At 43.5% G+C, this 21736-nt stretch carries 24 protein-coding genes, 3 tRNA genes and 1 pseudogene; 21 read left to right on the top strand and 7 right to left on the bottom strand.

The genetic code is table 11. The annotated features are described in order from the left end of the window. Positions 1–13: 13 nt before the first annotated feature. The 3 genes from EO98_RS18235 to EO98_RS04640 all read right to left on the bottom strand — a co-directional run bounded on the left by EO98_RS18235 (position 14) and on the right by EO98_RS04640 (position 1007). Positions 14–181: a hypothetical protein gene (locus EO98_RS18235; protein WP_156161022.1), complete on the bottom strand. Its 168-nt coding sequence runs from the start codon at positions 179–181 to the stop codon at positions 14–16. 221 nt (positions 182–402) lie between these two features. Beyond that, positions 403–708, bottom strand: coding sequence for a DUF131 domain-containing protein (locus tag EO98_RS04645; RefSeq protein ID WP_235283910.1), 306 nt, complete (start codon positions 706–708; stop codon positions 403–405). A gap of 53 nt (positions 709–761) precedes the next feature. Beyond that, positions 762–1007, bottom strand: coding sequence for a DUF131 domain-containing protein (locus EO98_RS04640; protein WP_048143128.1), 246 nt, complete (start codon positions 1005–1007; stop codon positions 762–764). Between the two features lie 639 nt (positions 1008–1646). Here EO98_RS04640 and EO98_RS04635 point away from each other — a divergent pair. From EO98_RS04635 to EO98_RS04625, 3 genes and pseudogenes are all read left to right on the top strand, one after another. Beyond that, positions 1647–1883 (top strand): hypothetical protein, encoded by a 237-nt coding sequence (locus EO98_RS04635; protein WP_048143126.1) that lies wholly within the window; start codon positions 1647–1649, stop codon positions 1881–1883. Between the two features lie 53 nt (positions 1884–1936). Next, positions 1937–3179, top strand: a pseudogene (locus EO98_RS04630) (proteasome-activating nucleotidase). A gap of 226 nt (positions 3180–3405) precedes the next feature. Then, positions 3406–3480: transfer RNA gene (locus EO98_RS04625), tRNA-Glu, on the top strand. A 92-nt stretch (positions 3481–3572) separates the two neighbouring features. Here the strand turns inward: EO98_RS04625 and EO98_RS04620 are convergent. Next, entirely contained in the window at positions 3573–3812 is a 240-nt protein-coding gene (locus EO98_RS04620) for a hypothetical protein (RefSeq protein WP_048143125.1), read from the bottom strand. 150 nt (positions 3813–3962) lie between these two features. Here EO98_RS04620 and EO98_RS04615 point away from each other — a divergent pair, with 150 nt between their 5' ends. From EO98_RS04615 to EO98_RS04600, 4 genes are all read left to right on the top strand, one after another. Then, positions 3963–4961 carry an ADP-ribosylglycohydrolase family protein gene (locus EO98_RS04615; protein ID WP_048143145.1) on the top strand — a complete coding sequence of 333 codons (999 nt, stop codon included), beginning with the start codon at positions 3963–3965 and terminating at the stop codon, positions 4959–4961. Positions 4962–4980: 19 nt separating this feature from the next. After that, positions 4981–5418, top strand: a complete 438-nt coding sequence (locus tag EO98_RS04610) for a DUF123 domain-containing protein (protein WP_048143123.1) — start codon at positions 4981–4983, stop codon at positions 5416–5418. 163 nt (positions 5419–5581) lie between these two features. After that, positions 5582–7111: an MBL fold metallo-hydrolase gene (locus EO98_RS04605; protein ID WP_048143121.1), complete on the top strand. Its 1530-nt coding sequence runs from the start codon at positions 5582–5584 to the stop codon at positions 7109–7111. Positions 7112–7247: 136 nt separating this feature from the next. Further along, entirely contained in the window at positions 7248–7757 is a 510-nt protein-coding gene (locus tag EO98_RS04600; protein WP_048143119.1) for a phosphatase PAP2 family protein, read from the top strand. A gap of 25 nt (positions 7758–7782) precedes the next feature. Here EO98_RS04600 and EO98_RS04595 read toward each other — a convergent pair. The 3 genes from EO98_RS04595 to EO98_RS18230 form a co-directional block, all read right to left on the bottom strand. Beyond that, positions 7783–7867, bottom strand: a tRNA-Leu gene (locus tag EO98_RS04595). Between the two features lie 70 nt (positions 7868–7937). Beyond that, positions 7938–8009: transfer RNA gene (locus tag EO98_RS04590), tRNA-Gly, on the bottom strand. Between the two features lie 79 nt (positions 8010–8088). Next, positions 8089–8226 carry a hypothetical protein gene (locus EO98_RS18230; RefSeq protein WP_156161020.1) on the bottom strand — a complete coding sequence of 46 codons (138 nt, stop codon included), beginning with the start codon at positions 8224–8226 and terminating at the stop codon, positions 8089–8091. A 1063-nt stretch (positions 8227–9289) separates the two neighbouring features. Between EO98_RS18230 and EO98_RS19535 the strand changes: the two genes are divergently transcribed. From EO98_RS19535 to EO98_RS18830, 14 genes are all read left to right on the top strand, one after another. Beyond that, positions 9290–9394, top strand: coding sequence for a CcmD family protein (locus EO98_RS19535; RefSeq protein ID WP_082098471.1), 105 nt, complete (start codon positions 9290–9292; stop codon positions 9392–9394). 25 nt (positions 9395–9419) lie between these two features. Next, entirely contained in the window at positions 9420–9800 is a 381-nt protein-coding gene (locus EO98_RS04585; protein ID WP_048143117.1) for a cytochrome c maturation protein CcmE, read from the top strand. Continuing rightward, the gene (locus tag EO98_RS04580) at positions 9776–10663 is read left to right on the top strand and encodes a geranylfarnesyl diphosphate synthase (RefSeq protein WP_048143115.1); all 888 of its coding nucleotides are present in this window, start codon (positions 9776–9778) and stop codon (positions 10661–10663) included. Before EO98_RS04585 ends, EO98_RS04580 begins: the two co-directional genes overlap by 25 nt. Before the next feature lie 138 nt (positions 10664–10801). Continuing rightward, the gene (locus EO98_RS04575; RefSeq protein ID WP_048136001.1) at positions 10802–11983 is read left to right on the top strand and encodes a radical SAM protein; all 1182 of its coding nucleotides are present in this window, start codon (positions 10802–10804) and stop codon (positions 11981–11983) included. Between the two features lie 962 nt (positions 11984–12945). After that, positions 12946–13275, top strand: a complete 330-nt coding sequence (ahaH, locus tag EO98_RS04570; protein ID WP_048135999.1) for an ATP synthase archaeal subunit H — start codon at positions 12946–12948, stop codon at positions 13273–13275. Next, complete coding sequence (locus EO98_RS04565) at positions 13268–15217, top strand: V-type ATP synthase subunit I (protein ID WP_200895240.1); 1950 nt, start codon at positions 13268–13270, stop codon at positions 15215–15217. The genes ahaH and EO98_RS04565 overlap by 8 nt, the downstream gene beginning before the upstream one ends. Before the next feature lie 4 nt (positions 15218–15221). After that, entirely contained in the window at positions 15222–15473 is a 252-nt protein-coding gene (locus tag EO98_RS04560; protein ID WP_048143112.1) for an ATP synthase, read from the top strand. Positions 15474–15672: 199 nt separating this feature from the next. Further along, positions 15673–16224 carry a V-type ATP synthase subunit E gene (locus EO98_RS04555; RefSeq protein ID WP_048143110.1) on the top strand — a complete coding sequence of 184 codons (552 nt, stop codon included), beginning with the start codon at positions 15673–15675 and terminating at the stop codon, positions 16222–16224. Positions 16225–16230: 6 nt separating this feature from the next. Continuing rightward, positions 16231–17313, top strand: coding sequence for a V-type ATP synthase subunit C (locus EO98_RS04550; RefSeq protein WP_048143108.1), 1083 nt, complete (start codon positions 16231–16233; stop codon positions 17311–17313). Continuing rightward, positions 17313–17615, top strand: coding sequence for a V-type ATP synthase subunit F (locus tag EO98_RS04545; protein WP_048143106.1), 303 nt, complete (start codon positions 17313–17315; stop codon positions 17613–17615). The genes EO98_RS04550 and EO98_RS04545 overlap by 1 nt, the downstream gene beginning before the upstream one ends. Beyond that, positions 17606–19342, top strand: coding sequence for an ATP synthase subunit A (locus tag EO98_RS04540; RefSeq protein WP_048143104.1), 1737 nt, complete (start codon positions 17606–17608; stop codon positions 19340–19342). The genes EO98_RS04545 and EO98_RS04540 overlap by 10 nt, the downstream gene beginning before the upstream one ends. 2 nt (positions 19343–19344) lie before the next feature. After that, positions 19345–20727: an ATP synthase subunit B gene (locus EO98_RS04535; protein WP_048143102.1), complete on the top strand. Its 1383-nt coding sequence runs from the start codon at positions 19345–19347 to the stop codon at positions 20725–20727. Between the two features lie 5 nt (positions 20728–20732). Then, entirely contained in the window at positions 20733–21365 is a 633-nt protein-coding gene (locus EO98_RS04530; protein WP_200895057.1) for a V-type ATP synthase subunit D, read from the top strand. A gap of 6 nt (positions 21366–21371) precedes the next feature. After that, positions 21372–21545, top strand: a complete 174-nt coding sequence (locus EO98_RS18830) for a hypothetical protein (protein WP_048135980.1) — start codon at positions 21372–21374, stop codon at positions 21543–21545. The last annotated feature ends 191 nt before the right edge of the window (positions 21546–21736 follow it).

The raw sequence follows: 21736 nt of genomic DNA, 5'->3' as shown, positions 1-21736 counted from the left end.
GGTTTTGTCCGGTTTATTTGCCCCCGTCCCGGGGCACAATTTTATTAATATTCTCCAATGTGTTCCTTAAGTCCGTACGCAGTTTAAGCGCCCTGACCCCCATTTCCATAAACTGAATGGCGGAAAACTTTCCCTCAGTCCTGATACTATCCCTGCAGCAGGGCAGCATAATAAGCAGCATAATAATTACACCCCTTTGTCCAAGTCCCGTTATATTACCAGCCCAGATTATTATGTATATAATGAAGCGGGAGTACATCGAAGCAATAGCATGTCATGGGGCAATGGCATGTCATGAAACAACGAGATTAAGGGGCAAGCAGTTTTAAATTCTGTGCCTTTGAAAACAGGGTGGCTTTGAAAACAGGGTAGATAAATGTTTGAATGCAAATGCAGGCAAATTTAGAATATTATGCCTCTGAAAATAAGCAGGCTGAGAACCATCAGGATTATCGCAAGGATTGCTGCTGTCTTTGCACTTTCTCCATCGCTTCCGAAGATAATCGGGATCGGGCCGAGCATAATTACTCCTCCGCCTCTTATCCTTGACTCGGCTTTTCCTGCATGAGGCTCTTTCTTATTGAGTCCCTCAAAACCGAACGAATTTCCAGAATCAGCTTCTTTTCCGAATCGGTCTCTTCTTTTTGAATATCCTTTTCCAGGTTCGAAATTCTCGCGCATGCCTATGGCTGTTCCGATTATAAGCATTAAAAACCCGAAGAGTATAATGAAAATCCCAGTCAAAACAAGTAAGTTTCCAATCAACGTTTCGTCTTCCACAGGAATAGATAAAGAATCGTTATTAATAACCCAAGTCCAAGCATATTTGTTGTAATTTCAGGAGCAGAGCCGAATACTATCGGGATGGGTCCTAGCATGATAAGTCCGCCCATTTGCGTTTTTGTGGGATGCTGTAATGTTGTAAGAACAATGCCTAATAATACTATAATAAAGCCAACAAATGTGACTGTTGCGCCTACTCTTAGAAAATCTTCTGATGTACGCATGTGGAATGATATTATGCTTTTATTATTAAATCTATCCTTTAAATTTTCTATTTATGTAGACGACTTTATATTTTTTATTGTCTAGATGGGGGAATTTTGTCTGAATCATGGCTACATTATCTTAAATATGGGAAAGTTCTCAATTGTTGTTACTTATTTATTCTAGTTCGTTTCTTTTTACCCAAAATTCTGCATATTTCTGACGATAGGTTTTTATATAACTCTTTCTCCAGGGCAGACCTATCTAAAAAACCCATAATTTTTGCTTTTACTTCCCAAATTCTGGCCCTTCAGGGAGAATTGCGGTGACATTGAAAAGTGACAATTATGTATAATTAATTGAAAGGATAAATAGAGAGTCTGAAATAAACAATAAAGCTGATGTATATTAAGTGAGCATTCTAAAGTAATTTTATAGGGGTTGGCGATGGGCTGCAGGTATTACGGGAACTTATATATACCATTTTTATATTTATATGTATATAATTATTCCCGGCATCTTATATATACTGTGAACACGATAAGAACCTCTTCAATTGCATTTTAACCTTTGATACGTGTACGTTATCCTGTAAAAGGCATATGTATAAATTGTCCTGTACCGGGTAACATGCAATTGCCCTCCGAAGGGCAATAGTCATGAAAAGTATTGTTCTGTTCCTGGAGCCCGTTTTCAGGCTTTTGCTTTATTGTAAAAGCCCTGAAGGGTGGAGGCAGATCCCGGAAGAATTGCATACAGAAGTCCGCAGGGTAATTACTAAAACCCTGTTAGCCGTAGACCATTACCTGCAAGCCGGGTTATCCGTAAACCTTTTGCCTTCAAATCAACTAAATCAACTAAATCAACCATATCACACACGTTTAGAACTCAATTAACCTGAAACCAGAATATTCAAATCAATTTTATACCACAAAACAGGTGTTTTCAAATGTCAGAAGACAGTGCCATAAGATCTTCCCTGGAAGATATTAAGTCCAGGGTAGAGTTTCAGCTTGAGTGCGGGGAGATCATTCCTGAGGATGTGAAATCTCTGTTAACCGAAATAGAGATACTTAAGGTCCAGAACGAAAATATGAAGGCCCGGCTCCTTGAAGCCAGTGTAGCCACAGGCAGGCACCTTCAGGAAATCAATAAATTAAAAGCTCATCTGGAACAGCTTACTGAACCTCCACTTTTCATTGCAACCATTCTTGAGGTAACTGGGGAAATTGCCCTTATCAGGCAGCATGGAAACAATCAGGAAGTCCTTACGCAGATCCCTGAAGAATGTCTCGGAAAAATAGAGCCCGGAATGAGGGTTGCTGTAAACGGAGCTTACTCAATTATTTTCCATAGTGAGCAGGGCTGCCGACGTGAGAGCTCAGGTTATGGAGCTTATCAATTCTCCCGGTGTGGACTACAGCATGATTGGCGGGCTGGAGGATGTACTTCAGGAAGTCCGTGAAAGTGTGGAACTTCCGCTTACCGAACCCGAGCTTTTTGAGGATCTGGGAATCGAACCTCCTTCCGGTGTTCTGCTCCACGGTGCCCCGGGTACGGGGAAGACCCTGATTGCAAAAGCCATAGCCTCTCAGGCAAAAGCCACCTTCATCCGAATGTCAGGTTCCGACCTCGTCCAGAAGTTCGTAGGGGAAGGCTCAAGGCTCGTCAAGGATATCTTCCAGCTTGCAAGGGACAAGTCCCCAAGCATCCTCTTCATAGATGAAATCGATGCCGTGGGCAGCATGAGAACATATGATGGGACCAGCGGCTCGGCAGAAGTAAACAGAACAATGCTTCAGCTCCTTGCCGAAATGGATGGTTTTGATCCGAAAGGCAACGTAAAGGTGGTTGCGGCAACCAACCGGATTGACCTGCTTGACCCTGCTCTCCTCAGACCTGGCAGGTTTGACAGATCAATTGAAATTCCACTCCCTGATGAAAGAGGCAGGATTGAGATCCTGAAGATCCACACCCGTAAGATGAAGCTTGCCGATGATGTGGACTTTGAGAAGCTTGCAAAGACGATGTCAGGAAGGAGCGGGGCAGAGATAAGTGTAATTGTCAAAGAAGCCGGAATATTTGTATTGCGCAGACGTGGTCAGCAGATCACCATGGCAGATTTCCTTAAAGCTTATGACAAGGTTGTAAACGTGCAGGCGCCCACAATTCCTCAGGCCATGTTCGTGTAACCTGTTGGAATAACTTATTTAGAAAGCATCTGCCTGTAGAAAACCGGATTAGAAAGCCTGAACCTGATTATTAACCCTTCTGGGAACGGCTTTCCTTTTTTGTGCCGAGCAGGGGTCTATTCCTTGCCGGTAATTCTTATCTTTTTTCAAGAATCAGACGAAAGGTTTATATTTTATAAATTACTTGATGATATGCTGCCTTACAGCAAAACATAAGTGACAGCGTGCTCCGATAGTGTAGCTCGGCCAATCATTCAGGACTCTCACTCCTGCGACTGGGGTTCAAATCCCCATCGGAGCACTTTTCCTTTTTACACCAATTCTTTTTCACACTAATTTTTCACATCAATTTTTTGCACTAATTTATTCTGATATTCACCCTTTAAAAACACCTTATGCCTTTTTTTTCATGATATAAATGCCTTCTATCCTGACATCAGGCTTTTTATTACTGTACCACTCTCTATGCTGCCTGTCCCAGAGCATCCCGGCTTTTTTAAGCAGCTCTTTTACAGGATATGTGTCCCCTTTAGCAATCCATTTATAATCTTCTTTCACCGTTTCCTTTATTGTGGTTGCTGCCTCTTGGTTTTTGTGAGTTTCCTGTTCACTTATTAAACCACCGTCTGCCAATGAAATCTTCCCCCTTTTACATCTTTTGTTCTTTTATCGATGTACCCCAGTTCTGTATTTTCATTTCAATGTATATCCTGTTTATGTTTTCGGGGTGAAAGTATTAATCTAAAAGCGATTAATTGCAGAAAAACAAAATAATTGGTAAATATGGACTCAAGAACTATCAATGTCGAAAGCAAACTCCGCGGCTACCTGTTCGGCACTGCATGTGCGGACGCTCTTGGCCGCCCTGTAGAACACCTGACCCTTGAGCAGATAAAAGAGATATATGGAGAACAGGGAATTCTTGAGTTGACTCCTGATGCTTTCTGGACCGATGATACCCAGTTGATGCTTGTGCTTGCCAGAGGGCTCCTGCATGGGGCAGAACTTGAACTTCCAGGGCTTATGGATAAGATTGCAGAGGAACTTATCCTGTGGCTGGATGAGCCTGACCTTGGGGCAGGAGCGACCACCAGGGGTGCAGCCCTGAACCTCAGGGACGGGATTCACTGGGGCGAGTCCGGACTAAACTCAAAAACTTGCGGAAGCCTCATGCGGGTTGGAATCCTTGGCTTCATCTTCCGGAACGATCCTGAAAAGCTGGTTAAAGCAGCTTCACTTTCCGGCAGAATTACTCATATTCACCCGGCTGCAGATGCTGCATCCGTTGCAGGAGCATATGCTGTTAAAATGGCTCTTGACGGAGTAGCCCCCGAAGAAATGTTTCTGCTCCTTCTGAGGGCAACGGAAGGAATTTCTGATGAGTTTACGGAAGCCCTCAAAGGCTCTTATGAACTGGCTCATAGTAATTTGACTGATGGAGGGGCTCTCCAGAAAATCGGGCAGGGCTGGTATGCAGATGAGACTTTTGCCCTTGCTTATTTCTGCATCCTGCGATATCCTGATGATTACAAAAAAGCCGTTCAAACTGCAGTGAACATAACCGGAGACTCGGATTCGGTGGGCAGTGTTGTAGGAGGGATTCTCGGCGCAAGGCTTGGGATTGAAGCAGTGCCTGCTTCCTGGGTTGAAGCCCTGAAGGAAAACGAGAAACTGGAAGAAATGATTACTCCTCTGCTTGAGAAGTCTTTTCAGGTTTCCAAAAACAAATTTAAGGTTTCCGAAAACAAACTTCAGGTTTCTGAAAACAAACAGGGGTCTTAAGAAACAGAGGTCTTTGAAAATGGATTTTTCCGAAAAAGGCGTTTACTGTCTGGTGTTTGAAAACCGGGACTGCGTAATAGAGGTGGGGAAAAAGGGCACGTTTTCTTTTCCCGAAGGCTTTCATATTTATACAGGTTCAGCTCTCGGTTCCGGGGGCATGAAGCGGGTCAAAAGGCATATAGACTTTTCTTTAAGGAAGGACAGGAATCCCAGATGGCACGTAGATTATCTACATCTGAATCCTTCGTTCAAATTATCCTGGGCAGTTTGTGCCAGCACTCCTGACCGGCTTGAGTGCGAGCTTGCCCGAAGGCTTGGAGGAGATTCAGCCCCGGGCTTTGGATGCACGGACTGTGCCTGCAGTTCTCATCTCTTTTACAGGAAAAAGAATCCTCTTTCGGAGATAAAGGATGTTTTTGGAGCTCTTGGGCTCCGGGCTGTTGTGCTTGAGCGCTGAATTATTTATTTTCATTTGTTTTCCTCTTCATTTGTCTTCCTCTTCATTTTTATCCTTCTCTTCATTTATCCTCCTCTTTCACATTAACAGGAAAGCTTAAAGTAAGGCAGGATTTTATCTAAGTTACCAGAAAAACGGTTTTTATCTGCTCAGGGGATGTTTCATGGAACAGTTCTCTTTTATCGCCTGCATGCCTGATAAGCCCGGAGCACTGCACAGGGCAGCCGAGATTATCACGCGGTATGAAGGAAACATCAACCGAATCCAGTATGACCGGAGGATCGACAGGAACACCGTCTTTTTCGAGGTAACGGCTGCTTCACAGGCTTATCAAAAAATCCTTGGGGAGCTGGAAAGAATAGGTTACCTTCAGACCTCCCTGCAGCCTGTAACTTATCTTAAATTCAATGTCTATCTCCCTAACTGCCCTGGAGCTTTATTCGATTTCCTGGATCACACCACTTCTTCAGGGGCAAATATCACTTCCCTTGATTTTGATGATAGGGGGCAGCATCCTGAAAGGCTTGTCGTGAGCCTGAACATTGAAAATGCTGGCCTTATAGATGCTCTCCTGAACCAGCTCAAATCAAAGTACAGGCTTGAGATTGTTGAGTATGACATAACAGGAGAAAAGCTCGATGATACGGTTTTTTACCTGCGTCTTGCCCAGAAACTGAGGTACTATCTCGGAAACGCAGAAGACGCCTTTTTAATGAAATTTCTGCACGACATCAATCATATTGCTCAGGAGCTCTCAAACCTGCGGAAAGATCCTGTTGAGGTCTTTGAGAACATCCTGAAAGTCGGGGAAACCCTTAGCCGGACTTCAGGAGATGGCTTTTATGCCGATGTGCAGCGGGTCAGGGTAAAGGACGGCATTGAACTTTTCTGCTTCCAGCTTCCCTGCGGAGGAAATATTTATCTTTTCGATACGCCTGACGAAAGGGTCATGATTGATACGGGCTACGGGATATACCAGCCTGATGTCGTGAATATGCTTCAGCACTACGGGCTTGGGGACCTGAGCCTGCTTAAAAGAATCTACATTACTCATGCAGATGCTGACCACTGTGGGGCGGCAGGCTATTTTTCCGCTCCCTCTTACCTCAACCCCGAAACCCTGAAAATTACGCGGGAAACCAGCAGAGCTTATGGGTCCAGCAATCAGGGCTGTATCCTGGAAGAGGTTTATACCAAAATGATTAACCTCTTTTCAAGGTTCACCCCTCCCTCAAATGTAATCCTTTTTCCTGAAATCTCAGCTCCGGATGAAAAACTTGAGAAAAGGGGCGCTTTTCCGGTTATTTCTCGCTTCAGGATAGGGGACCTTGAGTTTGAAGCCCTTCAGGGGCTGGGAGGGCACATGCATGGGGAAATCTTCTACCTGTGCCCTGAGGAAGGGCTTGTCTTCCCTCAGGATGCCGTGATCAACTTCAGGAGCCTGAGCCCGGAGAGGGCTGAATACAATTTCCTGGCTGATTATCTCATGACATCGGTAAATGTAGACAGCAACCTTGCAAGAGAAGAACGAAACGCTCTCATTTCCCTTATATTGGAACTTGATAACAAACTCTTAAAAAAGGGAAAGAAATGCCTTGTCTGCTGCGGACATGGTTCAGTATCCATACTCGAAGGCGGAAAGCTTGTCGCGCATTCCAGTTCAGAGAGATATCTAGTAAGAAAATCTCTGTAAGGGAAAATCCGGATATGCAAAATGTGATCGCTATAAAAATAATAAATAGTTTGAAAGCCGAAAATAATCTACTTGATTAAAGATAATCGGTTTTAGTCCGGGTATTCGGCAAAGTTAAGAGGGGTCCTGTTTGTCAATGTTTTCTCAGTTTGATTATTATGTTCTGATGTTCCTGAACTCCTTTTCCTTTCTGGACCCCGTTATGCTATTTATAAGCCTTAAATTCGATTATTTTCTTTTTCTGATTCTTGCGGCTCTCTTTTATTTCAGGGGCAGGCAGGAAACGATACTTTTCCTTGCTTTGCTTGTATCCTCCTGGGCTTTAGCACTGGCTTTAAAGCCTGTTTTTGAAGTTCCAAGACCTGAAACCATCCGTTTTGTGACCTGCACCACAGGATACTCGATGCCGAGCGGGCATTCTCTCATGTCCTTTGCTTCGGCTACCTTTTTGCATCCAAGAGCCGGAAAGTTTAAATTTTTAGTCTGGGCTTTTGCCATTGCCGTAAGTTTGAGCCGGATATTTATAGGAGTCCATTACCCTTCGGATGTGATCGTAGGGGCGTTTATCGGCTGCCTGGTTGGATTTTTCTGGCTTTATGTAGAAAAGATCCTGAAAAAGTATGGACTTTCCGGAGGTTCTTTATAATTGAAAAGAATCCTGTTAAAAGAAATGCGAGGGGTGCGATTCGAACGCACGAATTCCTACGAAAATGGGTCCTAAGCCCATCGCCTTTGACCTGGCTGGGCAACCCTCGCACTGATGTTGTCTTTGTTTAGAGACAAAATAAGAGAAGAGATAATTTAAAACTATTTGAAAAGGGTTAAATGCGCCGACCGGGATTCGAACCCGGGTTTTGGGCTTGGAAGGCCCAAGTCATAGCCACTAGACCATCAACGCAAACTGCAACACCTCTAGAGGTATTTGTTAAATATAATGTTTTCGCTTGACACCGTAACTTTTTTAATACACTTCTGCGTTATTGTGGCCTATCTCCCTTTTCCCTTCCCCTAATTTCTCCTATTTTTATGAAATTATGGGTGAATATTGTTCTGCTATTGTAAACCCTCTTAATAAGTGAAATTGTGAAATATATTTTTCCCAAAAACGTTATCATTGTAAACTCTCACCTTTTAATGTAGACCTGCCGAATCCGGGTTAAGGATTAGCTCTTTCTATTTTCTTCCTTAATTATCGGGTGGTCCTGATTACTCGGTTGATGTGGTTCTATATTATTCCGAATATCCGAAAATTGCTTTCTGGATTTCTCCTCTGTAATGGGCAGTGCCGTGACTGACCTGTCCCCCATAAGAAAAGACTCCTTACTATGCTTGATCCTTGAAACCACCTTTCTATCCATACTTTATAATGTGCCTCCACCACCCGTCTGGCGACTTCCCCCCGCACGAGATAAAATAGGCCTGTAAAGGTGGAATACCTAATTATTCGGTGGGTAAACGAGATTGTATAATTGTTTGGAATGGCATAGTAATAAAAAGACATCCCGATAAAAGGCATCCAGATAAGGGCTGAAAATGTGCCATTAAGAATAGCAGTCAAGTATCTTCGGAAAAAAAGCAAATAACAAAATAAGGTTTTACTAAATTGATTCGTTTAGAACTTCGAGTCTGCAAATTCAGATTACTAACATTAAATCGTGTGAAAGTGCCAGTCGAGTCTTCCTGATCATTGTATATTTTAAATTTATAAGCAGAGTTTAATTTTATTGTCAACCCTGCTTGCCTGCCAGATAGGTTTTTAACATGAATATTTTAGAGTAAATCCCTCCAAATATGTATTTTACCATATAATATTATTGTCATTGTAAATTCCGGGCTATCTGGCTAAATTCATCTCTTTTTGCTACTTTTTGAAATCAAATCACTTCATTTCTATGTGTCAGCTTTGCAAAAATTCTAATTTATATTTATGTGTGTCATAATATAATACTGTGAAAATAATATTATGTTCTTTTGATTAAAATCACTATTATTATTTTTACTGTGGGGGTTAAACTCTAATTTTTCCTCTTTTTCTCCCGGGAATCTTATTTCTCTGATAAGGAATATATACTCTTATATAGAGCTAGACATAAGTTCTCAAAACCAGCTTTCTTCCCTTACACTGCCCTGGCTTCAAAACCGGGCTGAAGAAGCTGATAGCTCAAAGATGTGATACAAATGGAACCCTTTATTCTGGCATTTGCAATCAGCTGGATCCTCATATTTGTCTACTTCCTTTCATTACTTAAGACGTATGCAGAGTTCAACAAAAGGTTAATGTAATGATCGAGTTATACGGGGTTTTAAAATGAATAAAAGAAAGAAATCATTGCTTGCCGTTGCGTTTATTGCTGGTATATTTCTTATAGGGTTATATGGAGTTGACTCTTCAGACGGATACCTTGCGGTATCTGAGCTTCTATCTGATCCTCAGAGCTATGTCGGGCAGAATATAAATGCCATGGGAATTGTAGAGGATGGGAGCCTTGAAACGTCTCCTGGTATGACATCATTTGAACTGAAAGACGAAAATGATGAAAACCTTAAGATACATGTGAATTATGTAGGAAACCTTCCTTCCAATATTGCCGAAGGAAAACAGGTGACCATCAGCGGAACAATGGTTTCCGAATCTACGTTTGAGGCAAATAAAATAGTTACCGGATGCCCGTCAAAGTATACGGAGTAATATTGATGAATATTGAAGAATGGGAAGAATACAGATATGTAGAAGCCGGGATCGAGGACTCAATTGCCCGAATAGAGGACTCCGGCTTAAAAAAAATGGTTGGGCATGTCTGTCATTCCGGAGGAAAACGAATTCGACCAATTATCCTGCTTCTGGTCAGTGAGATCTGTTCGGGCTCATATTCCCGGAGCCTTAATGCAGCCCTTGCCGTTGAAATGATGCACTCGGCTTCCTTAATTCATGATGACCTGCTGGATCAGGGGCTTATCCGGAGGAACCTGCCTTCTGCACCTGAAAAATTCGGGCCTTCCAGAGCACTGCTCTGTGGAGATTATCTTATTGCAAAATCAATTGCATTCATTTCCCCTTATGGGGAAAAGGTAATTCGAGATTTTGGAACGGCGGGAATGGATATGGCGGAAGGAGAAGTGCTCGACCTGAAGCTTGATGACGATAACTTCGGAGAAAGTGATTATTTAAAATGCATCTATAAAAAGACAGCTTCTCTATTCGCAATCAGTGCATCCATTGGGGCTTATACTGGAGGAGCTGATGAGGCTCTTGCGGAGCGTTTTAGCTTCTTTGGGAATTCCCTGGGAACTGCATACCAGATTGTTGATGACATCCTTGAATTTCTGGAAGTGGTCGAGGGCAAGGAATCTAAATTTACGTCTGAAACCCTGCCGCACATTTACATGAGGGACATGTCAAAGGAAGAAGCCTTAGAGAAGTCTATAGATTCTGTAAGGCGGCATGTTAGTGCCGCAAAAGAAACTCTTATAACATTCCGGGAATGTCCTGCAAGGGATAAGCTTTTCCAGATTACTGATTATATAACTATAGACATGATTCAGAATATCTGATTTAGTTCTACTCATTCTGAAAAATGAATTGACTCTGTCAAATTTCTGTATCTATAATGCCAAAAATACTACCATCTAGTTTCCTACTTAGACCCTAAAAGTTTTCATCTTTTGACACTAACTTTATCAGGTGTATCCATGCGAGTATACGATAGTCCGGTGATTAAGGTAAATGCCAGTACAGATAACGAAAAGATGGTGCTCGAGGCAGAGGGCCCTCTTTCCCAGCTTGCAAAACCTTTTCTGAAACGTATAAACAACATTTTTGCTGAAGAAAAACCCATTTCCGTGAGTGAAGACGAGATTATTTTCTCTACATGGATTCCTCCTATCCCGGGTCCTATTTTCAGCCGGGTCATAAGTGCTGAAATCGCAGCAATAAGAAAAAAGCGTGTTCCTGATCAGTTTTCAATAGGGATTACCGCCCGATGTCCAAACCGCTGTATTCACTGCGGGGCAGCTGATATACAGCCGGAAAGGGAACTGACCCTGGACGAGATCTGCAATGTCGTGGATCAGAGTCTGGACCTAGGGACCTATATGGTTTCCTTTGATGGCGGAGAGACGATGCTCAGAAACGACCTTGTTGAGATGGTGGCCCGGGTAGACAAGACAAAGGCAATTGCCACATGTTTTACGTCAGGCTTCAAGCTCTCTGAGGAAAGAGCAAAGGCACTTAAGGCTGCGGGACTGTACGCTGCCAGGATCAGCATTGATAGTCCTTTCGAAGCTGAGCACGACCGTGTAAGGGGCAGGGCCGGAGCATACCGGGATGCAATAGAGGGAATCAAAAATGCAGGTGCAGCCGGAATCCTTACTGACATGTTCGTGGTGGTTTCTCCTCATAATATAGATGATCTTGAGGAGTTCTATTCCCTTGCAGCCGATCTGGAAATGAAAGAGATGTCGATCTATGAGATCATTGCAGTGGGGCGCTGGATGGAACATGAGGATGAGGTAATAAGCGAAAAGGACGTATCAAGGCTTAAGACGTTCCAGAAAGCCATGAACAGCAAACCTGAAGGGCCGAGAGTCACAGCTTTTCCTTATTTTATGGGTCCTGAACTTTTCGGATGCTTTGCCGGCAGGCGCTGGATGCATGTCGCTTCGGACGGAGAGGTCATGCCCTGTGCATATACTCCCCTATCTTTTGGCAATATCTGCGAAGAACCTCTGGAAACTATCTGGAAACGCATGGGGAAGCACAATGCCTACAAGAAGGATGACGCAGCCTATTGCATGATGCGAAACCCTGACTTCCGGAAGGAGTATATACATACCATTCCGAAAGGGGCCAAAATTCCTTATAAGCTTAAGTAATTCCTTTTTAATGCCCTTTTAAAGGGGCATATATTTATTTCTGGCTTTTTAGCTCCCTTTGGGTTTTCTTCTTTTCATGGATTTTTTGACCTTACTTCTTCTTTTGTCTCTTTCTCCCGTCATATCTTCCTGTAATCTTTTTCTGCATTTTTAGGGCTTGATGGGAATTTTTTAATTATTATTTTTTCATTTTCATTCTAAATTTTTAGGGGGGAGCAAAAGCTTTATTTCTACTCTTCTTCTGAAATCACTCTCTTTTATCATCGGATCCAAAACAGTAATTCTCATTCCTGGAGTTTTGTTCGCATATTCTAATTTAAAATATCTATTTAAACAGGAGGTCAATCTCTTCAAAATAATTTCTGCATTTTTATGAGAAAAAGGTTCCTATAACGTGAATATACAGTATCGTTTTTATATAATTGTCCTATCTCTCACTCTCAATAAATTCATTTTTTTCTTTTTTAATATCACTTTAAATTTCTTATCTCTAAAAGACAATGCTGTATGGGTTTTAAGGTTGAATTCTTATGTGTCATTTATTTTACAAAGTCTTAAGTCAAAGCTGAAAATTCACATTTATTTTAAAATGACCTTGAAATCATCTATTAAAACATTAATTCGAATATTATTTTCATGGCTTTGCTCTTCTTTTTTACAGGCAGGGTTTAGCATTTTTTCTAATCAATTATATTCTACTGTTTCTATTTAATTATTTTTTACAGTTCTATTTAATCTTTTGGATTTAAACCATATATTTTATTATTTATATTTTTAAATTTCTTAAAAATTTCCTGTTAATTCTATATATAATTAATAATCATTACATTTACTCTCATCCTTTTCGATAAAACCGAAGCTGTTATATAGTTCTTTCGCGAAGGATTTGTTAACTACCTCCATTGGAGTAGGGATTTTTAATTATTAATTTATATATTAAATTTTGAGAGACGGAGATTCACATGGCTAAAAATGAAATCTTATCCGAAATAAAAAAAGCGGAAGAGAGCGCTAAATCAATGGTTGACGATGCCATTGATTCCAAAAACAAGCGCATCTCCGATGCTCGGGCCGAAGCCAGGGAAATCCTGAGGCAGGCCGAAATCGATGCACATAAAGCTGCACAAGACTCTTTTAAAGTAGGTGAAGAAAAGATCCTGGAGGAAAGAGATAAGATCGTCAACGATGGTGAAAAAAACGCATTAGCCATGTCCCAAAAAGCTCAAGCTAATATCGACAAATCCGTCAATTACCTTGTACAGGAGTTTGAGAGGGCGGTCCTTAATGAGTAGACCTAAAGAGATGACAAGGGCCGTTATTGTCGGGCATAAAAGCATTCTAAAAGACACCATCGATTCATTGCATGATACGCATCTCTTTCATATTGAAGATTTTGTCGAGGACGAGTCTGGTTTTAAGATCAGCAAGCCATTTAAAAACGCAGAAGAAGTCTCAAAAAAGCTTGTGAAGATCCGTTCCATCTCCAATTATTTGGGGATTGTAAAAAAAGAACCGGTAGTTCAGAAAACTGACTCTGTTCTGCGCGACCTTGATTCAAAGCTGGATGAGCTGGACAGGGCAATTGCAACTAAAACAGAATCAATTGCCCAGCTTGAAAATGAGTTGAAAGACCTGGATTCCCAGAAGAGGGAGCTCTTGCCTTATCTGTCCATCAATCTCGACTTTGATGATTACCGTGGCTACGAGAGCCTTAAGGTTTTCGCGGGTACTATAAAAGGAAGCCTGGATGGAAGTCAGATTTCGAGCATCACCAAAGCTTACGAGCTGTACTCTGACCCTCAATCAAAAGTGGTTGTACTGTTTGTAGCCAAAAACGATGCCGACAGAGTCTACGAATTACTTCAGAGTCTTGGATTCAGAGATCTCAGAGTTCCGGAAAGAGGTGGTGTCCCAAGCGAGCTGTTAAGATTTATCGAACAGAAAGAAGCCGAAGTCACCAGAAAGACCGAGTCCTTAAGGGCTGATATCGAATCCTTGAAAGTCAAGTATACCGATTTCATCCTTGCAAGTGATGAGGTCTTGAGCATCGAGAGTCAGAAGGCAGAATTGCCTCTAAGGATAGCTACATCTGCAAACACATTCATAATCGAAGGCTGGACTCCAACCGAAAATTATGACAAAGTTGTCAGTGCAGTCAACAGTGCCACTAATGGCAAGGCATACGTCACAAGCCTCGAAATTGATGAAGAGGAAGAGGAGCATGTCCCTGTTGAGTACAACAACTCAAAAATCGCAGCGCCGATGCAGCAGATCATGGACCTGTACTCCAGGCCCAAGTATACTGAACTCGATCCATCCTCAGTGATCTTAATCACTTTCCCACTGATGTATGGGCTGATTCTCGGAGACATCGGATATGCAATGATACTGGGAGCAATTGCACTGGCTATCAAAAAAGCAGTAAAGTCAGACGCAGTGAAGCCTCTCATGGATATTCTTATCTATTGTCAGGTATCAACATTTATATTCGGAATTATTTATGGCGAGTTCTTAGGATTCTCGTTAGCAAGTCTTCATACAGCACATGGTGTAGTTCCAGGCCTGATTCCGGGTTGGGAAACTATTGTTCTGTTTGAAGGGCTCGGTGGCGAGGAATTTACGTTCCCTGTTCACAGAACTCACATGGTAATGACTATGATCGCAACAACTGTCATAATAGGACTGCTTCAACTGAATCTCGGGTTCCTGCTCGGATTTGCAAACATCTCCAAGCACCACGGAATGAAGCATGCAGTTCTTGAAAAAGGCAGTTGGCTTGTTATTCAGCTCGGTGTACTCGTTGCAGCAATCGGCTACCTTGGCGGCAATTCAGGACTGACTTACGTCGGTGCTGGTATTCTGGTTCTCGGAATTGTGATGCTCACCATGGGTGAAGGTATCAAAGGCCCGATTGAGTTGCCATCTCTTATGGGTAATGCATTGTCTTATGCCCGTATTATCGCAGTTGGTCTGTCTTCGATTTACATCGCTTCAACGGTCAATGATATTGCTTTTAAAATGATCTGGGTGGATCACTCCAAGATCAGTTTCTTAGCAGTAGCTGCAATACTCGTGTTTATACTCGGACATGGCCTTAACTCTGTCTTGAGTATCATTGCTCCCGGACTGCATGCACTCAGGTTGCAGTACGTAGAGTTCTTCGGAAAATTCTACGAAGGCGGGGGCAGAAAATACAACCCATTCGGATACATTAGAAAATATACGGAGGAATAAAAACATGGTAGGAGAAGAATTAGCAATTGGTGGACCTTTCCTGGACGCAGACGGAATGAAAGCACTCGGTGCAGCACTCGCAATCACAGTAACTGGGCTCGCATCTGCATGGGCTGAAAAGGAAATCGGCACCGCAGCAATCGGCGCTATGGCAGAAAACGAAGGGTTATTCGGTAAGGGGCTTATCCTTACTGTCATTCCTGAAACCATCGTTATCTTCGGTCTTGTCGTTGCATTGCTTATCAATTCTGCTTAATTTAAGAGCGAATTCCGCTCTTAAATTTCTTAGAGCATCACTCTGAGCTTCTCTGGGTGTTTTTTCCTTACCAGGCAGAGCTGGAGTGATTATGTGCTCTAAGTTTCCCCTTAGGTATCGTTGCACTCTAAGAAGCTTAGAGTTTCTGCTCTAAGCTTTAGAGCACTTTTTTGCTCTATATTTATTTGGAGGTGTAAGCATGGGACTAGAGATCGTTATAAAAGACATCCAGGAGGGTGCAAGAGCCGAGGTTTCCCGTATAAAAACCGAAGCCGATGCAAAGGCATCCGAAATCACTAATGAGGCTAAAGAAGTACAGAAGAAGATGCTCGGGGACAGCCTTGCCAAGGTGGAAGAGGACCTCCAAAAGCTGCACCAGCAGGTTATCTCAAGTGCAAACCTGGAAGTAAAAAGAATTACGCTTAACAAGCGCAAGGAACTTCTCGATAAAGTTTATAGCCAGACCGTTGAAAGCATCAAGTCAATGCCGGCGTCCAAAAAAGAAGAGCTATTGAAGCATATCATCAACAAGTATGAAGCTAGCGGTGCTAGAATTTATTCTTCTAAGGCTTCTGAAGAGGCTGCCAGGAAATTATCTTCATTAACTTATGCTGGTAATATAGACTGTATCGGCGGCGTTGTTATTGAAAACGAAGACAGGACAATCAGGTTAGATTTCACATATGATTCAATCCTGAAAAATGTGTATGAGCGTTCATTGAAGCAGATATCTGATAATCTATACGGGTGATGTTCGATGCGGCTTTTGGAGAGACTCTGGGGGAAAACACCCTCCCGAAAATCCGATAAGAAGAAAAAAGGCACTTCTAACTATGCTTATGCCGTAACCCGTGTCCGTGCGATGAAGAGTAAGCTGCTTCCTAAAGAAACGTATCCACGGCTTCTCAATATGGGGATTGATGAAATCACCCGTTTTATCCAGGAATCTGAATACAAAAACGATGTTGACGAACTGGCAATGAAATACAGCGGTGGCGATCTGGCAGAACATGCATTAAACAGGAATCTTGCGCTCACCTATGATAAGTTGCTCAGGATCACCTCAGGAGAATTGAACTACCTGATCACTGCATATCTTAAAAGATATGACATCTGGAATGTAAAAACGCTTCTCCGCGGCAAAATTTACAATGCATCCGTTGAGGATATCCTCGAGTCTCTGATTTCTGCCGGTGAGTTTACCTATACCTTCCTGTCAGAACTTGCAGCCAAGGCCACATATCAAGAAGTCATTGATGCTCTGAAAGAGACCGACTACTACCCTCTGCTGCAGGAGTTTGACGGAACCAACCTGGCATACATAGAAAACGAGCTTGACAAGGCTTATTACTCAAGCCTGTTTGCCGTAATCGGAAGGCCAAGGTCTAAGGACCGTAAGCTCTTTGCAAGATTCATCAAACTAGAAGTCGATGTCAAGAACCTGAGTAACCTCTTCAGGCTGAAAAAAGCAGGAGTTGAGAAGTCTGAGGAGATCATGCCTCTCATGATCGAAGGTGGCCTGGAGCTTAATCCCGAGAAACTGGCATCGCTTCCTTATGAACAGTTTATCGATGAACTTCGACAAACTCATTACTGGGATGCAATTTCAAGTGTCGCGGGTCTGGAGACGGCTTCTCTGACTATTGTTGAAAGCAGGCTCATAAGGTACTATCTTGAATCTGCAACCACTTATTCGCATGTATCTCCGATCTCAATTGTACCTATTATGGACTATATTATCCATAAAAATAATGAGGTCACCAACCTCCGGATTATTTTCAGAGGCAAAGAGGCTGGCCTCGATGATACACTAATTAAAGACCAGTTGGTGGTTATCTAATGGAATTGGCAGTGATCGGAAAGAGCGAGTTTGTCACGGGTTTCAGGCTGGCTGGTATCAGAAAGGTTTATGAAACCGTTGATATCCCAACCACCGAGTCCGCGGTAAAATCAGTGCTTGATGATAAGAGTATCGGGATTCTTGTAATGCATAATGATGACATTGGTAATCTGCCGGAACTTTTAAGGAAAAATTTAAATGAGTCTGTCCAGCCCACAGTAGTAGCTCTTGGAGGCAGCGGAGCAGGCTCGAGTTTAAGAGATAAGATAAAACAAGCGGTAGGTGTTGATCTGTGGAAGTAAAAGGTGAAATTTATCGTGTGTCTGGGCCTGTCGTCACCGCCATCGGCTTGCAGGCAAAAATGTATGACCTGGTCAAAGTCGGTAATGAAGGTTTAATGGGTGAAGTCATCCAGATATTGGGGCCCAAGACCATCATCCAGGTATACGAAGAGACCGCAGGCATCAAGCCCGGAGAGCCCTGTTATTCTACAGGTTCGTCTCTATCCGTGGAACTTGGTCCGGGCCTTCTTTCCAGTATTTATGATGGGGTCCAGAGGCCTCTGCACGTCCTGCTTGCAAGTACGGGCGGTTTCATTGGCAGAGGTGTTACTGCAGATGGTCTTGACCACAAGAAACTCTGGGAATTCAAACCCATTGTCAAAAAGGGCGATTCCGTAAAAGGCGGAGAAGTAATCGGTGTTGTACAGGAAACCGTGAATATTGAACATAAGATCATGGTGCCTCCCGACATCTCCGGTACAGTTGCCGACATCAAGAGCGGGAACTTTACGGTAGTAGACACAGTCTGTACCCTCACTGATGGTACCGAATTGCAGCTGATGCAAAGGTGGCCTGTCAGGAGACCCAGACCTGTGAGGGAAAAACTGACTCCAGATAAACCTCTGGTTACAGGACAGAGAATCCTTGACGGGCTTTTCCCTGTGGCAAAAGGTGGAACTGCTGCAATCCCCGGACCTTTCGGATCGGGAAAGACCGTTACTCAGCAGCAGCTTGCAAAGTGGAGTGACACTGAAATTGTGGTCTACATCGGTTGTGGTGAGCGCGGAAATGAGATGGCAGACGTTCTGAGCGAATTCCCTGAACTCGAAGACCCTCAGACAGGCCGCCCACTGATGGAGCGTACTGTTCTTATCGCTAACACTTCAAACATGCCTGTGGCTGCAAGAGAAGCATCTGTGTACACCGGAATTACCATTGCAGAATACTTCCGTGACATGGGATTAGACGTCTCCCTTATGGCAGACTCCACCTCCAGGTGGGCAGAAGCTATGAGAGAAATTTCCTCCCGTCTAGAAGAAATGCCTGGTGAAGAAGGTTACCCAGCATACCTGTCTGCAAGGCTGGCTGAGTTCTACGAGCGTTCAGGTGTTGCTGAATCTCTCAATGGTGCTAAAGGTTCTATTACTGTCATTGGAGCAGTATCTCCACCTGGCGGTGACTTCTCAGAGCCTGTTACGCAGAACACTCTGCGTATCGTGAAAGTGTTCTGGGCTCTCGATGCCAAGCTGTCTCAGAGACGTCACTTCCCGGCTATCAACTGGCTGAACAGTTACAGTCTGTACAAGGAAAGCCTTAACGACTGGTTTATAGATAACGTGGCTCCTGATTATGTGACTATGAGGGAAAGAGCAATGGGGATGCTTCAGACAGAATCCGAACTGCAGGAAATCGTGCAGCTCGTAGGTTCCGACGCTCTTCCAGATGATCAGCAGCTTCTGCTTGAAATTACCCGTATGATCAGGGAAATCTTCTTGCAGCAGAACGCATTCCACCCAATAGATACCTACAGTCCATTCTCTGAGCAGTACAGGATCATGCAGGCAATCATGAAGTTCGGTGATGCTGCACAGGAAGCTTTGAAATCAGGTGTTCCCGTCTCGGAAATTATCAAGATGGACTCTAAAAATGAGCTTCCCAAGGTCAAGTTTGAGGAGAACTTCGATGCTTCTATGAATGCTGTCCTGGCAAAGATGGATAAAGAGTTTGCATCCCTGAGAGGTAGGTAAACATGGTAAAAGAATATAAGACAATAACTCAGATTGCAGGACCTCTAGTCTTTGTTGAAAAAACAGAGCCTGTAGGCTATAAAGAAATCGTTACTGTCAACCTGCCTGACGGAACCACCCGCAGAGGCGAAGTGCTGGACTCTTCAGCGGACATAGTGGTTATCCAGATTTTTGAAGGTACTACTGGTCTGGACAAGAATTGCGGTGTAGTCTTCACAGGGGAAACCCTGAAGCTCCCTGCATCCATCGACCTTCTCGGTAGGATCCTTTCAGGTTCAGGAGAACCTCTTGACGGCGGGCCCAGGATTGTGCCTGACCAGCTTCTGGACATCAACGGAGCTGCAATGAACCCATATGCCAGGTTGCCTCCAAAGGATTTCATCCAGACTGGTATCTCCACAATCGACGGAACAAACACCCTGGTTCGTGGACAGAAGCTGCCTATTTTCTCCGCCTCAGGTCTCCCACACAACGAAATTGCCCTGCAGATCGCAAGGCAGGCGGCTGTGCCCGGATCAGAAGCGGCTTTCGCAGTAGTTTTCGCAGCAATGGGTATTACCAATGAAGAAGCCCAGTACTTCATGAGCGACTTCGAAAAGACCGGGGCTCTTGAAAGGGCTGTGGTGTTCCTGAACCTGGCAGATGACCCTGCTGTCGAACGTATCGTCACTCCGCGTATGGCTCTGACTGCAGCTGAATATCTAGCATATGAACACGGCATGCACGTTCTTGTCATTCTGACTGATATTACCAACTATGCAGAAGCTCTCCGTCAGATGGGCGCTGCCCGTAACGAAATCCCTGGCCGCCGTGGGTATCCGGGTTACATGTACACTGACCTTGCAACTCTTTACGAGCGTGCAGGTATTGTCAAAGGCGCAAAGGGATCAGTTACTCAGATTCCGATTCTTTCTATGCCTGGTGACGATATTACCCACCCGATTCCTGACCTGTCCGGATATATTACTGAAGGCCAGATTGTGGTTTCAAGAGAACTGCACAGGAAAGGTATCTACCCGCCAATCAATGTGCTGCCGTCCCTGTCAAGGCTGATGAACTCCGGTATCGGAGCAGGCAAGACAAGGGAAGACCACAAGGCCGTTTCTGACCAGATGTATGCAGGTTATGCAGAAGGGCGTGACCTGAGAGGTCTCGTGGCTATCGTCGGTAAAGAAGCTCTGTCTGATAGAGATGTTAAGTTCCTTGAGTTTGCCGATCTCTTCGAACAGAATTTCGTTACACAGGGCAGAAACGAAAATAGGACAATTGCAGATACCCTGGACGTCGGATGGAATATTCTTGCGCACCTACCTGAAAACCAGCTGGGTAGGATTGACAACAAGTACATCCAGAAATACCATCCTGCACACAAAAAGGGTCAGTGATTGTCATGGCTCAAGACGTAAAACCAACTCGGTCGGAGCTAATTGAGCTCAAGAAGAAAATCAAGCTCTCTGAAAGTGGGCACAAGCTCCTTAAGATGAAGAGAGATGGTCTTATTCTTGAGTTCTTTAAGATTCTTAACGAGGCAAGGAACGTCAGGACAGAGCTGGATGCCGCTTATGAAAACGGCGTGGGAAAAATAAATCTCGCCTGTGCTGTTAACGGAATGGTTGCTGTTAGGTCAACTGCTTTTACAGCAAAACAATCCCCCGAAATCCAGCTTTCAGGGCATAACATCATGGGTGTTGTGGTGCCAAAGATCAGCTCTACTGGAGTTCGCAAATCCCTCTATGAGAGGGGTTACGGTATCATCGGTACAAACTCGTATATCGATGAGACTGCAGAAGCCTATGAGGATCTGGTAGAGAAGATTATTACCGCTGCAGAACTGGAAACAACAATGAAAAGGCTTCTTAATGAAATTGAGAAGACCAAGAGGCGTGTAAACGCTCTCGAATTCAAAGTTATTCCCGATCTCATTGCAACCATGAAGTACATTCGTTTTACCCTTGAGGAGATGGAAAGGGAGGGTACTTCCCGGCTGAAGAGAGTCAAGGAGAGAATGAAAAATCAAGCTTGATTTGAAATGGCAGGATGCGACGATCAATCAAATATGATTGAAAGAGCGGTACTTAAACTGGGTGAACCCGAAAACCAGGCTCGTCTGCTGCAGGCAGCCTGGCTGATCTCCCTTCTAATGATGGTTTTCGGGTTCATTATTATCTTAAAAACGATCTTTCCAAATTTTACCGTAACCTGAACTTCAGGGCGGTTATTTTTTCTGAGTTCGGCACAATATATTATTTTTTTAGGATTATTATTTCTCTTTCTCTGGTCTGCTTATTATTAGAATAGCCCCCTCTTCACTTCGTTACTCAGAGAAAGCTTGTAATTCCTTCCTTTCTTTAATGCCGTAATTTACAGTTATCCCCACTAAAAGTACAGCTAAAG

The sequence above is a fragment of the Methanosarcina sp. 2.H.T.1A.6 genome, from assembly GCF_000979455.1.
Classification (GTDB): Archaea; Halobacteriota; Methanosarcinia; order Methanosarcinales; family Methanosarcinaceae; genus Methanosarcina.
This window is presented reverse-complemented; position numbering and strand designations above follow the sequence as displayed.

Bases quoted from the DNA above. Each gene is read 5' to 3' on its own strand.
- EO98_RS18235 (WP_156161022.1), bottom strand. From the start codon at position 181: ATGCTGCTTATTATGCTGCCCTGCTGCAGGGATAGTATCAGGACTGAG.
- EO98_RS04645 (WP_235283910.1), bottom strand. From the start codon at position 708: ATGCTTATAATCGGAACAGCCATAGGCATGCGCGAGAATTTCGAACCT.
- EO98_RS04640 (WP_048143128.1), bottom strand. From the start codon at position 1,007: ATGCGTACATCAGAAGATTTTCTAAGAGTAGGCGCAACAGTCACATTT.
- EO98_RS04635 (WP_048143126.1), top strand. From the start codon at position 1,647: ATGAAAAGTATTGTTCTGTTCCTGGAGCCCGTTTTCAGGCTTTTGCTT.
- EO98_RS04615 (WP_048143145.1), top strand. From the start codon at position 3,963: ATGGACTCAAGAACTATCAATGTCGAAAGCAAACTCCGCGGCTACCTG.
- EO98_RS04610 (WP_048143123.1), top strand. From the start codon at position 4,981: ATGGATTTTTCCGAAAAAGGCGTTTACTGTCTGGTGTTTGAAAACCGG.
- EO98_RS04605 (WP_048143121.1), top strand. From the start codon at position 5,582: ATGGAACAGTTCTCTTTTATCGCCTGCATGCCTGATAAGCCCGGAGCA.
- EO98_RS04600 (WP_048143119.1), top strand. From the start codon at position 7,248: ATGTTTTCTCAGTTTGATTATTATGTTCTGATGTTCCTGAACTCCTTT.
- EO98_RS18230 (WP_156161020.1), bottom strand. From the start codon at position 8,226: ATGATAACGTTTTTGGGAAAAATATATTTCACAATTTCACTTATTAAG.
- EO98_RS19535 (WP_082098471.1), top strand. From the start codon at position 9,290: ATGGAACCCTTTATTCTGGCATTTGCAATCAGCTGGATCCTCATATTT.
- EO98_RS04585 (WP_048143117.1), top strand. From the start codon at position 9,420: ATGAATAAAAGAAAGAAATCATTGCTTGCCGTTGCGTTTATTGCTGGT.
- EO98_RS04580 (WP_048143115.1), top strand. From the start codon at position 9,776: ATGCCCGTCAAAGTATACGGAGTAATATTGATGAATATTGAAGAATGG.
- EO98_RS04575 (WP_048136001.1), top strand. From the start codon at position 10,802: ATGCGAGTATACGATAGTCCGGTGATTAAGGTAAATGCCAGTACAGAT.
- ahaH (WP_048135999.1), top strand. From the start codon at position 12,946: ATGGCTAAAAATGAAATCTTATCCGAAATAAAAAAAGCGGAAGAGAGC.
- EO98_RS04565 (WP_200895240.1), top strand. From the start codon at position 13,268: ATGAGTAGACCTAAAGAGATGACAAGGGCCGTTATTGTCGGGCATAAA.
- EO98_RS04560 (WP_048143112.1), top strand. From the start codon at position 15,222: ATGGTAGGAGAAGAATTAGCAATTGGTGGACCTTTCCTGGACGCAGAC.
- EO98_RS04555 (WP_048143110.1), top strand. From the start codon at position 15,673: ATGGGACTAGAGATCGTTATAAAAGACATCCAGGAGGGTGCAAGAGCC.
- EO98_RS04550 (WP_048143108.1), top strand. From the start codon at position 16,231: ATGCGGCTTTTGGAGAGACTCTGGGGGAAAACACCCTCCCGAAAATCC.
- EO98_RS04545 (WP_048143106.1), top strand. From the start codon at position 17,313: ATGGAATTGGCAGTGATCGGAAAGAGCGAGTTTGTCACGGGTTTCAGG.
- EO98_RS04535 (WP_048143102.1), top strand. From the start codon at position 19,345: ATGGTAAAAGAATATAAGACAATAACTCAGATTGCAGGACCTCTAGTC.
- EO98_RS04530 (WP_200895057.1), top strand. From the start codon at position 20,733: ATGGCTCAAGACGTAAAACCAACTCGGTCGGAGCTAATTGAGCTCAAG.
- EO98_RS18830 (WP_048135980.1), top strand. From the start codon at position 21,372: ATGGCAGGATGCGACGATCAATCAAATATGATTGAAAGAGCGGTACTT.